Origin of the sequence: Vibrio sp. SCSIO 43097, from assembly GCF_023650755.1 — a bacterium.
GTDB lineage: Bacteria > Pseudomonadota > Gammaproteobacteria > Enterobacterales > Vibrionaceae > Vibrio > Vibrio alginolyticus.
On the sequence record NZ_CP071840.1, the window covers coordinates 1,251,403 to 1,265,436 of the forward strand.

The 14,034-nt window shown below is 44.3% G+C and carries 8 protein-coding genes and 4 tRNA genes; 11 read left to right on the forward strand and 1 reads right to left on the reverse strand.

The features are described 5' to 3' along the window. Positions 1-181 precede the first annotated feature (181 nt). On the forward strand, positions 182-949 hold the full coding sequence (locus J4N40_RS05885; RefSeq protein ID WP_170890390.1) for a nucleotidyltransferase family protein: 768 nt from the start codon (positions 182-184) through the stop codon (positions 947-949). Here J4N40_RS05885 and J4N40_RS05890 read toward each other — a convergent pair. Beyond that, positions 946-3,309, reverse strand: a complete 2,364-nt coding sequence (locus tag J4N40_RS05890) for a DNA polymerase II (protein ID WP_136976653.1) — start codon at positions 3,307-3,309, stop codon at positions 946-948. The genes J4N40_RS05885 and J4N40_RS05890 overlap by 4 nt on opposite strands. Positions 3,310-3,736: 427 nt before the next feature. Between J4N40_RS05890 and uvrY the strand changes: the two genes are divergently transcribed. The 10 genes from uvrY (at position 3,737) to nspC (ending at position 13,994) form a co-directional block, all read left to right on the forward strand. Continuing rightward, on the forward strand, positions 3,737-4,381 hold the full coding sequence (gene uvrY / locus J4N40_RS05895) for a UvrY/SirA/GacA family response regulator transcription factor (protein ID WP_005386783.1): 645 nt from the start codon (positions 3,737-3,739) through the stop codon (positions 4,379-4,381). A 1-nt stretch (position 4,382) separates the two neighbouring features. Beyond that, the gene (gene uvrC / locus J4N40_RS05900) at positions 4,383-6,215 is read left to right on the forward strand and encodes an excinuclease ABC subunit UvrC (protein WP_250654423.1); all 1,833 of its coding nucleotides are present in this window, start codon (positions 4,383-4,385) and stop codon (positions 6,213-6,215) included. Positions 6,216-6,261: 46 nt separating this feature from the next. Beyond that, on the forward strand, positions 6,262-6,819 hold the full coding sequence (gene pgsA / locus J4N40_RS05905; RefSeq protein ID WP_005394805.1) for a CDP-diacylglycerol--glycerol-3-phosphate 3-phosphatidyltransferase: 558 nt from the start codon (positions 6,262-6,264) through the stop codon (positions 6,817-6,819). 462 nt (positions 6,820-7,281) lie between these two features. Beyond that, positions 7,282-7,355, forward strand: a tRNA-Cys gene (locus J4N40_RS05910). 36 nt (positions 7,356-7,391) lie between these two features. Then, positions 7,392-7,467: transfer RNA gene (locus tag J4N40_RS05915), tRNA-Gly, on the forward strand. 77 nt (positions 7,468-7,544) lie between these two features. After that, positions 7,545-7,631 (forward strand) — tRNA-Leu (locus J4N40_RS05920). 13 nt (positions 7,632-7,644) lie between these two features. Continuing rightward, positions 7,645-7,720: transfer RNA gene (locus tag J4N40_RS05925), tRNA-Gly, on the forward strand. Between the two features lie 897 nt (positions 7,721-8,617). After that, on the forward strand, positions 8,618-11,494 hold the full coding sequence (locus tag J4N40_RS05930; RefSeq protein WP_250654424.1) for a pyridoxal phosphate-dependent class III aminotransferase: 2,877 nt from the start codon (positions 8,618-8,620) through the stop codon (positions 11,492-11,494). A gap of 18 nt (positions 11,495-11,512) precedes the next feature. Continuing rightward, positions 11,513-12,757: a carboxynorspermidine synthase gene (locus tag J4N40_RS05935; RefSeq protein ID WP_012841628.1), complete on the forward strand. Its 1,245-nt coding sequence runs from the start codon at positions 11,513-11,515 to the stop codon at positions 12,755-12,757. 103 nt (positions 12,758-12,860) lie between these two features. Continuing rightward, positions 12,861-13,994 (forward strand): carboxynorspermidine decarboxylase, encoded by a 1,134-nt coding sequence (gene nspC / locus J4N40_RS05940; protein ID WP_025767273.1) that lies wholly within the window; start codon positions 12,861-12,863, stop codon positions 13,992-13,994. Positions 13,995-14,034: the final 40 nt, after the last annotated feature.

Genomic DNA, 14,034 nt, shown 5'->3' on the forward strand with positions numbered 1-14,034 from the left:
TCATACTTATTAAGCAAAACTCGGTGATTATAGCGCTAAGTTAGCCGCCTAGCATTAAAATTCATTGCAGAAATTTGTTGTTACTCCCATGACTAAACACCTGAATGGACTTGATTCAGTGAGTCGGCTAAGAGAACATATAGTCCAACTTCTTGAACCATCTGAGAACACGTTTTAAGTCATGTCTCTGCCTGTTATCGATCCTAAACAACCATTTCAACCAGAGTTTGCGCCTTTAATTAGGGAAGTCACCGCTTGTCTCAAAGGTGGACTGGGGCAAAACTTACACAGCGTTTATGTATACGGTAGTGTTGCTCGTAAAACAGCGATCGCAGGAAGGTCGAACTTAGACCTGGTTGTCGTTACTCAATCATCCTTTGAGCACAATCGCGCGACTTTGCTCAACACAATTAAGTGGCGTGCGCAGCAGAGTTACTCTCAAGTTAATGGTGTATCGGTCCGTACAGCCTTAGTGAGCGAAGTGGCTAATTTAGATAGTATTTTTACTTGGGGCTTTATGCTTAAGCATTGCTGTGTCTGTGTTTACGGTGATGATCTAGCAGAATGCTTCGGTGATTACGTCCCAAGTTGGGAAATTGCTAAGCACTGGAATATGGATGTGGAAGATTGGATTACGGTGTATCGCAAAAAAATCGTACAAGCGAAGACGATAGAAGAGCAGGTGGCCGCCCAGCGCGTGATTGCAAAAAAGTTACTAAGAGCGTCATACTCTTTGGTGATGTATCGAGATAAACGTTGGTTTGATGACCCTATACAATGTGGCAAGGTATTCTTAACTTATCATCCTGAAAAGCAGCTTGAGATCGAGCGGCTAGAAATTTTACTTTCTGGCCGGGGTATTCCCAAGCGTTCTGTTATCGGGCTAATTGATGCGTTTGGTGATTGGTTAGTCAAACAGTACCAGAAAACAGAGTTTCGTATCGGCTAAAACAACCCCATTTGTGGCGCTGAAAGCCTGTCAAAGTCCGTCCCAATGAAAGGGAGAATCGCATCCGCAACGGGTTTGAGTTGTTTATCAATGTAATGTTGATAATCAATCGGGCTATTGAGGTACTCATAAGGTTCAGGGCCGTTCACGGTAATAATGTATTCAATTCGCCCTTTGTTTTGATACTGTAATGGGCGGCCAAGCTTGGCATTTATCTCATCGGCTAAACGAGCTGCACGCACTTGTGGCGGGACGTTCTTCTGATACTCATGCAGTTTTCTTCGCAGTCGCTTTTGATACACCAACTGTTCATCAAATTCACCGTTGTTAGTTTTCTCAACCATCTCTCGGACATAGTCGCTTGGATCTTCACCATGGAAAATCATGCTATAGAGTGTATTTTGAAATTTCTGTGCTAACGAGGTCCAGTCAGTACGGGCACTTTCTAACCCTTTAAATACAATCCGTTCTTGCTCTCCTTCACCGATTAAACCCGCGTAGCGCTTTTTCGAGCCAGTTTCTGCGCCACGAATCGTTGGCATAAGGAATCTGCGATAATGGGTTTCATACTCGATTTCCAACATAGATGTTAGGTTGTACTCAGAACGCAGGTGTTCTTGCCACCAAGAGTTGATGTAATCAACTAATTGATTTCCAACAGCGTCAGCTTCTACTTGACTGTATGGTCGATTCAACGACACGAATGTGGAATCCGTATCGCCGTAAATCACTTGATATCCTTGCTCCTCAATCAGCACCTTAGTTTGCTTCATGATTTCATGTCCGCGCATGGTAATACTAGAAGCTAACCGAGTATCAAAGAAACGACATCCCGATGAGCCCAGTACGCCATAAAAGGAGTTCATGATGATTTTGATTGCCTGAGAAAAAGCTTTTTCATTGTTCTTCTTTGCAACATCACGTGCTGCCCAAAGCTTTTCAATCATTTCTGGTAAAAAGTGTTTCGTACGATGGAACTGCCCACCGCGAAAGCCAGGAACAGCCTCATTATCTTCTTTTCCAATATCGAGTAATAGCCCCTCAACCAAACCCATAGGATCAATCAAGAAAGAGCGAATAATCGATGGATATAGACTCTTAAAATCCAATACTAAAACAGAATCATATAGGTTAGGGATGGAATCCATCACGTAACCTCCGGGGCTGGCAATCCAATTTTCAGGGTGTAGGTTCGGAGCAACGTAGCCTGCTCGGTGTATCTGAGGCATGTATAGGTTTGTGAATGCCGCTACCGAGCCACCGACACGATCCAGTTCTACACCAGTGAGGCGAGAGCGTTCAATTGCAAAGTCGAGCAGGTGAGTGTGATTGAAAATCTTGTTCACCAACACGCAGTCTTGTAAGTTATATTTAGCCAGCGATGGTTTGTCGGAGCGGTACATACGATTGATTTCATCCATACGGTCATGAACGTTGTGGATTTCTTTCCCTTCCCCCAAGAGTTCTTGAGATACAGACTCTAATGACCAAGACCGAAAGTGATAAGTCGCCGTTTTTAACGTATCGATACCATCCATCACAACTCGCCCGGGAATGGAGATAAACCCTTGTTGGCTTTGAGATGAACTTCTAAAAAAGCTGGCTTGGTCTGCTCTGCCAAGCATTAGCTTCATGTTGTGCCATTCTGCTCGTTTGTGTAGCAGACGAAAGTCAAAATCAATGACATTCCAACCGACAATGACATCGGGGTCGAATTTTTTAAACCAATCGATGAGTGCTTCTAGAAGCGCCTTTTCATCCTGGACCCATTGTATCGGTGTCTCCGAAGGTTCTGGTTCTCCGATCATGATAACGCGGGAATCCATGACGCTGTCTAATCCGATTGAGTAAAGAATGCCTTTCTCAGAGCATTCTAGATCTAACGAGACAACGTTTAACTTCGGCTCATATTGCCCCGCACGGCATTTTGCGCTCTGGACGCGTTGGTAGCCATTGGTGCGAGTCACATTGCCTGTAAACTCGATACTGCCTTTGATAAAACGCTCCATTAGGTAGCGATCGGCGAGGCGAATATCACTTTCATACGTAGTGATATCTTTTTGAGCGAATGTGTCTTTGAGTGCGAGAGCGTCTCTGGTTACATTGGTATAGCAGGCAGCAAGAGGCGTATGTTCAAACGTTTTAAGATCCAAAAGGCGGATGTCGACGAATATGTTTTTTTCTCGTGCGAGTGTCTTTGCTTGCTCTGAGTGTTTCTGAGCGATGAAAAATACTGGCTTCTCACCATTAATAAGTAACTGAGTAGGACCTGCTTCTGTCGAAAGCCACAGCTCGATTTGAGTTTGACCTTTGATGTCTCGTGCCTGTCGAGTTAGCAGGAAGCCTTGTTGAATATTCAAATGTGAGAAACCTTAGAAAACTTGAAGAACGTTAGTTTAACACTAAGAACTGTGAAAATAACCAGTAAAGAAAGCGTCTCAAATTTTTGCTGGAATTAGTGATTACAAGTTAGTCTTTGGTGCAAGAGGGACAGTGTCATTTTAAGTTATAGCGTGTTTCTCTGGGCAATATGAAACCTAGTTACTTGATTTATTGTACTTAATGTTGTTAATTGTCTTTTCTTAGATTTCGGTTCTGCTCATCACGCTCTAAAATAATAGAGTGGTTTATGAATAAGTTCTTGCTAAAGTTTGCGTTTCAGCACATATTCATAGAAAGCAATTTTTTGTCGATTACGTTAGTATATAGGCAGTCATACTGATATCCACATTTAACAAATAACGGTTATGTGGGTGCAGAACCAATACAAAGTGTGGAGATACAAGTTTGATAAATGTTTTCCTTGTAGATGATCACGAGCTGGTTCGCACAGGGATACGACGTATTATTGAAGACGTCCGTGGAATGAACGTAGCAGGAGAAGCTGACAGCGGTGAAGATGCAGTAAAATGGTGTCGCAGTAATCATGCTGACGTCGTTTTAATGGACATGAACATGCCAGGAATTGGTGGCTTGGAAGCCACTAAAAAAATTCTTCGCGTGAATCCTGATGTGAAAATCATCGTACTTACCGTTCATACAGAAAACCCGTTTCCAACCAAGGTGATGCAGGCAGGTGCGTCTGGTTATTTAACCAAAGGTGCTGGCCCTGACGAAATGGTGAATGCGATTCGTGTAGTTAATAGTGGACAGCGTTACATCTCACCAGAGATTGCGCAGCAGATGGCATTGAGTCAATTTTCTCCAGCCTCTGAGAACCCTTTTAAAGACTTATCCGAACGTGAATTGCAGATCATGCTTATGATCACCAAAGGCCAAAAGGTAACGGATATTTCTGAGCAACTTAATTTAAGTCCAAAGACAGTCAACAGCTATCGCTACCGACTCTTTAGTAAATTGGACATTAATGGTGACGTTGAGTTAACTCACTTAGCGATTCGCCACGGAATGCTGGACACCGAGACCCTTTAGCGTGAATCCTCCTTTCGATTCGGCTTCCTTTCTCAAGACAGTAACTCATCAGCCCGGCGTTTACAGAATGTACAACGCCGAAGCTGTTGTAATCTACGTAGGTAAAGCCAAAGACCTTAAAAAGCGCCTTTCAAGCTACTTTCGAAAAAAAGTAGACAGTGAGAAAACTCGCGCGCTTGTCAGTAATATCGCCAAAATAGACGTCACGGTGACTCATACTGAGACAGAAGCGCTGATCTTAGAGCATAACTACATCAAGCAGTATTTACCGAAATACAATGTGTTGCTGCGAGATGATAAGTCTTACCCTTATATCTTTATTAGCGGTCATAAGCACCCACGGCTTTCTATCCACCGTGGCGCCAAGAAGCGCAAAGGTGAATATTTTGGCCCCTACCCAGATTCTGGTGCAGTAAGAGAAACATTGCATTTGCTGCAAAAGATATTTCCTGTGCGCCAGTGTGAAGACACTGTCTATTCCAACCGAACGCGCCCATGTTTGATGTACCAAATTGGTCGTTGTGCAGGACCATGCGTTAATACCATCATTTCTGATGAAGAATATGCAGAGTTGGTTGGCTTTGTGCGCATGTTTTTGCAAGGCAAAGATCAGCAAGTACTCAAACAGTTGATTGAGAAAATGGAAGATGCCAGTCAGCAATTGCGCTTTGAAGATGCCGCTAAATTTCGCGATCAAATCCAAGCGATTAGGCGTGTTCAAGAGCAGCAGTACGTCTCAGAAGACAGCATGGATGATATGGATGTACTCGGGTTTGCTCAGGAGAATGGTATCGCGTGTATCCATATCCTGATGATACGCCAAGGCAAAGTGCTTGGTAGCCGTAGCCATTTTCCGAAAATCCCACAAAATACAAGCCAGCAGGAAGTGTTCGATAGTTTTCTGACTCAATACTATTTGAGCCATAACGAAGCACGTACAATTCCTTCTCGTATTATTTTGAATCAAGAGTTGGCAGAAGATATTGCGCCAATACAGAAAGCGTTAAGTGAAGTGGCAGGCCGTAAGGTTCATTTTCATACGTCGCCAACTGGCTCTCGAGCAAGGTATCTCAAGCTTTCGAACACGAATGCACTAACGGCGATTACCACCAAAATCAATCACAAGATGACGATTAATCAGCGTTTTCATGCGCTTCGCGAAACATTGAAGTTGGAGTCTATAGCTCGAATGGAATGTTTTGATATCTCCCATACGATGGGGGAAAGCACGATTGCGTCATGTGTGGTGTTCAACAACGAAGGCCCCGTAAAGCAAGAGTATCGTCGCTACAACATTACTGGGATTACCGGTGGTGATGATTACGCAGCAATGGGACAAGCGTTGGAGCGCCGTTATTCGAAGCAATTGGACGTAGAGAAAATTCCCGACATCATCTTTATCGATGGCGGCAAAGGTCAGTTAAATCGTGCGCATGACATCATTTCGCAATATTGGGGGGATTGGCCAAAGCGTCCCATCATGATTGGTATTGCAAAAGGCGTTACTCGCAAACCAGGTTTAGAAACGCTGATTACAGTCGATGGGGAGGAGTTTCATTTACCAAGCGATGCTCCTGCGCTGCACCTTATCCAACATATTCGTGATGAAAGCCATAACCATGCTATAGCGGGGCACCGTGCTAAGCGAGGTAAAACCAGACGTACGAGTGCACTCGAAGGGATTGAGGGAATCGGCCCTAAACGACGTCAGGCGTTACTCAAGTACATGGGTGGGTTACAAGAACTTAAACGTGCAAGTGTCGAAGAAATCGCCAAAGTACCGGGAATAAGTCACTCTTTAGCAGAAATTATTTTCCAAGCATTGAAACAATAAGGAAAATCGCGCAACATTAAGCCGCAATGTGTAAGAGAATAATAAAATGCGTTTGAATATCCCGAACATTCTGTCTCTTCTTAGACTGTTCCTAATCCCTGTTTTTGTGGTTGTCTTTTATCTACCTTATTCATGGGCACCGTTTGCAGCAGCAATGGTGTTTTGGGTAGCGGGTTTTACTGACTGGCTTGACGGCATGTTGGCTCGTAAACTTGGCCAAACTTCTCGTTTTGGCGCGTTTATTGATCCTGTCGCTGATAAAGTGCTAGTGGCAACGGCATTGATTCTAATCACGGAACATTATCATTCAATTTGGGTGACCATTCCTGCGGTAACGATGATTGCGCGAGAAATCATTATCTCAGCATTGCGAGAATGGATGGCTGAAATCGGTAAGCGAGCGAGTGTTGCGGTATCTTGGGTTGGCAAAGTAAAAACTGTTTCGCAAATGTTCGCCTTATGGGTGTTGATATGGCGTTACGATGAATGGATGGTTTGGCTAGGCTTTGCGGCCTTGTATGTGGCAACTTTCTTGACATATTGGTCAATGATTCAATATTTGGCTGCTGCGAAAGACGATCTGTTGAATGAAGAGCACCATTAAATTCTGATGTTAGAAAGCAGGCTTAATAGCCTGCTTTTTTGTACTAAGACAATCTACAGCATTTTTTGGCTTCTCTCGCTTTTCAATGCTTGCTAACGGCCATGTTTGCAATTTGTATCTGGGGCTTTTGCTTCGATAGAGTTCTATTTGTGATCTAAGTCTTGTTTTTGTCCTTGGAGAGTCTTAGAGAGGCGAGTCTTCTGATTATTAATACTTCAATGCACGCAACGCACGGCCAGCAGTGTAAGGCGTAGCCAAAGTTTTATGATAAACAAGTGTATTTAAGCGATTTTTAGTATTAAAACTAAGCAATCCATCGTCTTTCGCACAAATTCTAGTCAAACGATTTAAAAAAATAAAAATAGTGTTGACTCGATCGCTCGAATCCGTAGAATGCATCCCGTACCCAAGAGAGCACGGCTCGAAAGGGTGGTGAAAAAGCTTAGCTTTATTCACAAATGAGGCGCCTTGGCAGAGTGGCTATGCAGCGGATTGCAAATCCGTGGACCTCGGTTCGACTCCGGGAGGCGCCTCCATTATTCTTTTGAGAGCGAATGGCTTTCGAGAAAAATGCGACACTAGCTCAGTTGGTAGAGCGCAACCTTGCCAAGGTTGAGGTCACGAGTTCGAACCTCGTGTGTCGCTCCAAATTTTATTGATATGGCATTGGCGATATCAGATGGTGTTTTACTTTTCTGTAAAGGCATCACAAAGAATATTTGTGTGCCCTGGTGGTGGAATTGGTAGACACAAGGGATTTAAAATCCCTCGACGTTCGCGTTGTGCCGGTTCAAGTCCGGCCCGGGGCACCATCTCATATTAAATGCGACACTAGCTCAGTTGGTAGAGCGCAACCTTGCCAAGGTTGAGGTCACGAGTTCGAACCTCGTGTGTCGCTCCAGATTTAAGGCCTAACATGAAAATGTTAGGCCTTTTTCGTATTTTTTGAAAATCTCAAACTTCTTTTCTGTCACAGGCTTCGTTAAGTAACGAACCCTTTGTCTCATTGACTCAAGTGATTGTTCATTCTGCCATTGCAAAGCATCTTAGCCATTCCTACTAGCCTATGTTTAAACCATCACTTGTGGAGAATAACCACTCTTAATCCAGGCAAAGCTGTGACGAGAATGCTATCTTTTTAAATGTTCCGGATATAGAAAGGAATGTTTTACGATTAAGCAGTACAACCTTAAACCTCTGTTGGATGAGGTGATGATATCTCAAGAATATTTGTTTAAATAACAGCTGTTTGAGAGAAGCAGAAAAGCATAGCTCATGAATATGAACATGTGAGTTACGATGGGGTATGTTTTGTTGTGATTTACATCACTGCTACTAATATGAAAAATCGTTGCCAGAAGATTTTATTTTGTGATAAATTCGCGCGCAATCTCGGAGCGTAATTAACAACGTTTGATCTCTGGGGGATACGCGTAGTGACCATTCAAGCTGATTGTGACACTGCGTAGGGTAGGTATCGGCAAAGCCTTTTGTCGATAGACGGGATACTAATGCTGTAAACGCGGCATATTAATGGGAAACCCAACATTGAAACCTTTGAATAAACACACACTAATCAGCTTCATACTGCCGAAATGTCCTGTTTTACAAAACGGGTGCATTACAGAACCTTGATTAATCCCTTTTACATATAAAGTCGCGAGTATCGTGGCGGATGATCTGTATTTGTCATTTATGCACTGACAAATGCGGAGGGGTATTCACACCTCCTGTAATTTCATTCTAATGATTATTAATACAGGATACAGAATTATTATAATTCAAGGGATTATGTAGTATGAGCACTGCCTTTGAAGTCGATAGCAATATCGCAAACATTTTTTCGTCTCAGGTTCCTATCGTTGAGGGAACGTATGACTTAACGCCAGATCAGGTATTGATTGATCAGGCTGAGCATGAATCTGAAGTACGTTCTTATCCACGTCGTTTGCCGATCGCAATTAAACAAGCCTTTGGGTGCTTGGTTGAAGATACGCGTGGACAGATCTTTCTAGACTGCCTTGCGGGGGCAGGCACTCTAGCTTTGGGGTATAACCATCCTGAAATAAACCAAGCGCTGAAAGAACAATTAGATTCAGGACTGCCATATCAGACGCTAGATATTGCAACATCAGCAAAAACGACGTTTATTCAATCCGTTAAGTCTTTTCTTCCTCAAGAGTTAAGCGAGAACAGCGTTATCCAATTTTGTGGCCCGTCTGGAGCTGATGCGGTTGAAGCTGCGATCAAGCTAGCGAAACAAACGACAGGTCGTAATACCATGTTTGCTTTCCGTGGTGCATACCACGGTATGACAAACGGTACGATGGGCATGATGGGTAACTTAGGCACCAAAGCTCGTCGAACTGGTTTGATGTCGGATGTGCACTTTATGCCTTTCCCATACAACCTGCGTTGTCCTTTTGGGCTTGGCGGTGATGAAGGTGCTAAAGCAAGTATCCGCTATATCGATCGTCTTTTAAACGATGATGAGTCAGGCATTATGAAGCCTGCCGCGATTATCGTGGAGCCAGTGCAAGGTGAGGGTGGTGTTGTTCCTGCGCCAGCATTCTGGCTACGAGAGTTACGTCGTATTTGTGATGAACACGGTATCTTACTGATCTTCGATGAGATCCAGTGTGGTGTTGGTAAAACTGGCTACAATTTCGCGTTCGAAGAGTTGGGCATTGTTCCAGATATTCTGTGTTTATCAAAAGCAATTGGTGGTGGTTTACCAATGTCGCTATTGGTTATCAACAAGCAACATGATACATGGAAGCCGGGCGAGCACACAGGTACATTTCGTGGTAACCAGCTAGCTATGGTCTCTGGTGCGAAAGCATTAGAAATTATCCAGCGTGATAACCTTGTTGAGCATGCCAATGTTGCGGGTCAGTACCTGCGCTACGGCCTTGAAAGTATTCAAAAGCGTGTGAACTGTATCGCAGAGGTTCGTGGCAAAGGTTTGATGCTAGGCGTGGAGATTAAAACTCCAAACGGTGAGCTCAATAAATTTGGTGAACCTCAAGCGGATAGTGAACTCACACTTTCTATTCAACGCGCAGCACTCGAGCGTGGCTTGATCGTTGAGAAAGGTGGACGCGAAGGCGCAGTAATTCGTTTCCTTCCTCCTCTTATCATCTCGTTTGAGCAAATCGACTTTGCTTTACGTGTATTTGAAGACGCGATTTTAGCCGCTGGCGGTAGTCACATCGAAACTCAGCCACAAGATGAATGGAAGAAGCATTTCATCCACACTGGAGAGATGGGCAGCAATGAATTTGCTTCGGTGATGAATCACACTACTACGGCAATGAAGTCAGTGTTTGAACAAGTGACTGCACCGTATTCAGGTATGGATCCAAAAGCATTGGAAGCAGCGATTCACGACGTTGATCTTGATAATGGAAATGCGCCTCTTAAATCCGTTATAGACGATGCTGCTGATCTGGTCGCGAAAAACGCAATTTTTACTCAACATCCAGATTGTATTGCTCACCTGCATACTCCACCGTTGATGCCAGCGATTGCGGCAGAGGCAATGATTGCGGCTTTGAACCAGTCGATGGACTCATGGGATCAAGCTTCATCAGCGACTTATGTTGAACAGAAAGTTGTGAACTGGCTATGCGATAAATATGAGTTAGGTGAAAAAGCGGACGGTATCTTCACGAGCGGCGGCACGCAAAGTAACCAAATGGGTTTGATGCTTGCGCGAGATTGGATTGCTGACAAACTCAGTGCACACTCAATTCAAAAGCTTGGCCTTCCTGAATACGCAGACAAGCTACGTATTGTATGTTCGAAAAAATCCCACTTCACGGTTCAAAAATCAGCGTCTTGGATGGGATTGGGTGAAAAAGCGGTCATGACCGTCGATGCTAATGCCGATGGAACGATGGATGTCACTAAGTTAGACGAAGTTCTCAATCAGGCCAAAGCAGAAGGTTTGATCCCATTTGCCATTGTTGGTACAGCGGGTACAACGGACCACGGTGCTATTGATGACTTAGACTTTATCGCCGATATCGCAGCGAAACATGACATGTGGATGCACGTCGACGGTGCATACGGTGGAGCTCTGATTCTAAGTAGCCAAAAAGCGCGTCTGAAAGGTTGTGAGCGTGCACATTCCATCAGCGTAGACTTCCATAAGCTGTTTTACCAAACCATCAGTTGTGGTGCGCTATTGGTAAATGACAAGTCTAACTTTAAATTCCTGCTTCACCATGCAGACTATTTGAACCGCGAACACGACGAACTACCGAACTTGGTGGATAAGTCTATTGCGACAACTAAGCGTTTTGATGCGCTCAAAGTGTTTATGACGATGCAAAGCGTAGGGCCAAAAGCCCTAGGCGATATGTATGATCATTTGCTTGAACAGACGCTTGAAGTGGCGGACATGATTCGAGATAACAAACACTTTGAGTTGTTGGCTGAACCATCACTATCTACGGTTCTGTTCCGCGCGACACATGAATCAGCGGATCTTGATGAACTGAACAAAACGTTGCGCTTAGAAGCGTTAACACGCGGTATCGCGGTATTGGGTGAAACCATTGTCGACGATAAAACTGCATTGAAATTTACGATTTTGAACCCGTGTCTGACGACGGCGGACTTTGAATCTTTGCTCTCAAAAATCAATACGCTAGCGGCAGAGCTAGTTTAACAAAGGTAACGGAAAACTATGGCAATTCTACAGATTGGTGCAGGCGGCGTTGGCTGGGTAGTTGCACATAAAGCAGCACAAAACAACGACGTTCTGGGTGATATCACAATCGCATCACGTACCGTAGGTAAGTGTGAGAAAATCATCGAATCGATTCAGAAGAAAAACAATCTGAAAGATTCAACTAAGAAATTAGAAGCGCGAGCGGTAAACGCGGACGACGTAGATTCTTTAGTTGCTTTAATTAAAGAAGTACAACCTGACTTAGTGATCAACGCAGGTCCTCCTTGGGTGAACATGTCTATTATGGAAGCATGTTACCAAGCTAAAGTGTCATACCTTGATACATCTGTTGCGGTTGATTTGTGCTCTGAAGGCCAACAAGTACCTCAAGCTTACGATTGGCAGTGGGGTTACCGTGAGAAGTTTGAAGAAGCGGGCATTACAGGTATTCTTGGTGCTGGTTTCGATCCGGGCGTAGTATCGGTGTTTGCCGCATACGCAGTGAAGCATCTGTTCGATGAAATCGATACTATCGACGTAATGGATGTAAACGCAGGCGACCACGGTAAGAAGTTCGCAACTAACTTTGATCCAGAAACGAACATGCTTGAGATTCAAGGCGATTCGTTCTACTGGGAAAACGGCGAGTGGAAACAAGTACCTTGTCACTCACGTATGCTTGAGTTTGAATTCCCGAATTGTGGTTCACACAAAGTGTACTCAATGGCGCACGACGAAGTTCGATCTATGCAAGAGTTCATCCCGGCGAAACGCATCGAATTCTGGATGGGCTTTGGTGACCGTTACCTAAACTACTTCAATGTGATGCGCGACATCGGTCTACTCAGCCCAGATCCACTAACGCTTCACGACGGTACGGTTGTTCAACCTTTGCACGTGCTAAAAGCACTACTACCAGATCCAACATCACTCGCGCCAGGCTACACTGGCCTAACGTGTATCGGTACTTGGGTTCAAGGTAAGAAAGATGGTAAAGAGCGCAGTGTATTTATTTACAACAACGCTGATCACGAAGTCGCATACGAAGATGTTGAACACCAAGCTATCTCATACACCACTGGCGTACCAGCGATCACTGCGGCTTTGCAGTTCTTCCGTGGCAAATGGGCAGACAAAGGCGTGTTCAACATGGAGCAGCTAGATCCAGACCCATTCCTAGAAACCATGCCATCTATTGGTCTAGATTGGCATGTTCAAGAACTGGAGCCAGGACAACCTGTTATCCATAAATTGAAGTAAGAATTTAGCGACTCTTATTTGTACGTTTAAGCCGATGCACTTGCGTCGGCTTTGTTCGATTTTATAGTGTCTTTGCTAAGGCGAAGGGACGTAAGGTATCAAAATGCAACAAAACGAACTAAAAACGCCATACTTCATGATCAATGAAGACAAGCTGATTGAGAATCTAGAGAAAGCAAAACAGCTAAAAGACATCTCTGGTGTGAAGCTTGTATTAGCACTGAAGTGCTTCTCAACATGGGGTGTATTCGACATCATCAAGCCTTACCTAGACGGAACAACAAGTTCTGGCCCGTTTGAAGTGAAGCTTGGCTACGAAACGTTCGGTGGTGAGACACACGCATACAGTGTGGGTTACAGCGAAGATGACGTTCGCGATGTGGCGGACATCTGTGACAAGATGATCTTTAACTCTCAGTCACAGCTAGCGGCTTATCGTCATATTGTCGAAGGTAAAGCATCGATTGGCTTGCGCCTAAACCCAGGTGTGAGCTATGCAGGGCAAGACTTAGCAAACCCAGCGCGTCAATTCTCTCGTCTTGGTGTTCAGGCTGATCACATCAAACCGGAAATTTTTGATGGTATTGATGGCGTAATGTTCCACATGAACTGTGAGAACAAAGACGTGGATGCGTTTATCGGCTTACTCGATGCTATTTCAGATCAGTTTGGCGAGTACCTAGATAAGCTGGACTGGGTAAGCATGGGCGGCGGCGTGTTCTTCACATGGCCGGGGTACGATATCGAGAAGTTGGGGTTAGCACTTAAAGCATTCTCAGAGAAACACGGCGTACAAATGTATTTAGAGCCGGGTGAAGCGATAATTACTAAGACAACTGATCTCGTTGTAACAGTGGTTGATATCGTTGAGAACGTGAAGAAGACAGCAATTGTCGATTCAGCCACAGAAGCTCACCGCTTAGATACGTTGATCTACAATGAGCCAGCGTCAATTCTTGAAGCATCTGAAAATGGTGAACATGAGTATGTGATCGGCTCGTGCTCTTGTTTGGCTGGTGACCAGTTCTGCGTGGCGAACTTCGAACAGCCTCTAGAGATAGGACAGCGTCTGCATATTCTAGATAGTGCCGGTTACACCATGGTGAAACTGAACTGGTTTAACGGTCTACGTATGCCGTCGGTCTACTGTGAACGCTCGAATGGTGACATTCAAAAACTGAATGAATTTGACTACTCTGATTTCAAACGTTCACTATCTCAGTGGTCAGTGAAATAAGACGTATCGCGCCATAAGCACCAAAAGAGCAGCTGAATTG

What these genes read in the sequence shown, in the direction of transcription:
- J4N40_RS05885 (WP_170890390.1), top strand. Translation starts at nt 182, where the DNA reads ATGTCTCTGCCTGTTATCGATCCTAAACAACCATTTCAACCAGAGTTT.
- pgsA (WP_005394805.1), top strand. Translation starts at nt 6,262, where the DNA reads ATGCGTTTGAATATCCCGAACATTCTGTCTCTTCTTAGACTGTTCCTA.
- J4N40_RS05930 (WP_250654424.1), top strand. Translation starts at nt 8,618, where the DNA reads ATGAGCACTGCCTTTGAAGTCGATAGCAATATCGCAAACATTTTTTCG.
- J4N40_RS05935 (WP_012841628.1), top strand. Translation starts at nt 11,513, where the DNA reads ATGGCAATTCTACAGATTGGTGCAGGCGGCGTTGGCTGGGTAGTTGCA.
- nspC (WP_025767273.1), top strand. Translation starts at nt 12,861, where the DNA reads ATGCAACAAAACGAACTAAAAACGCCATACTTCATGATCAATGAAGAC.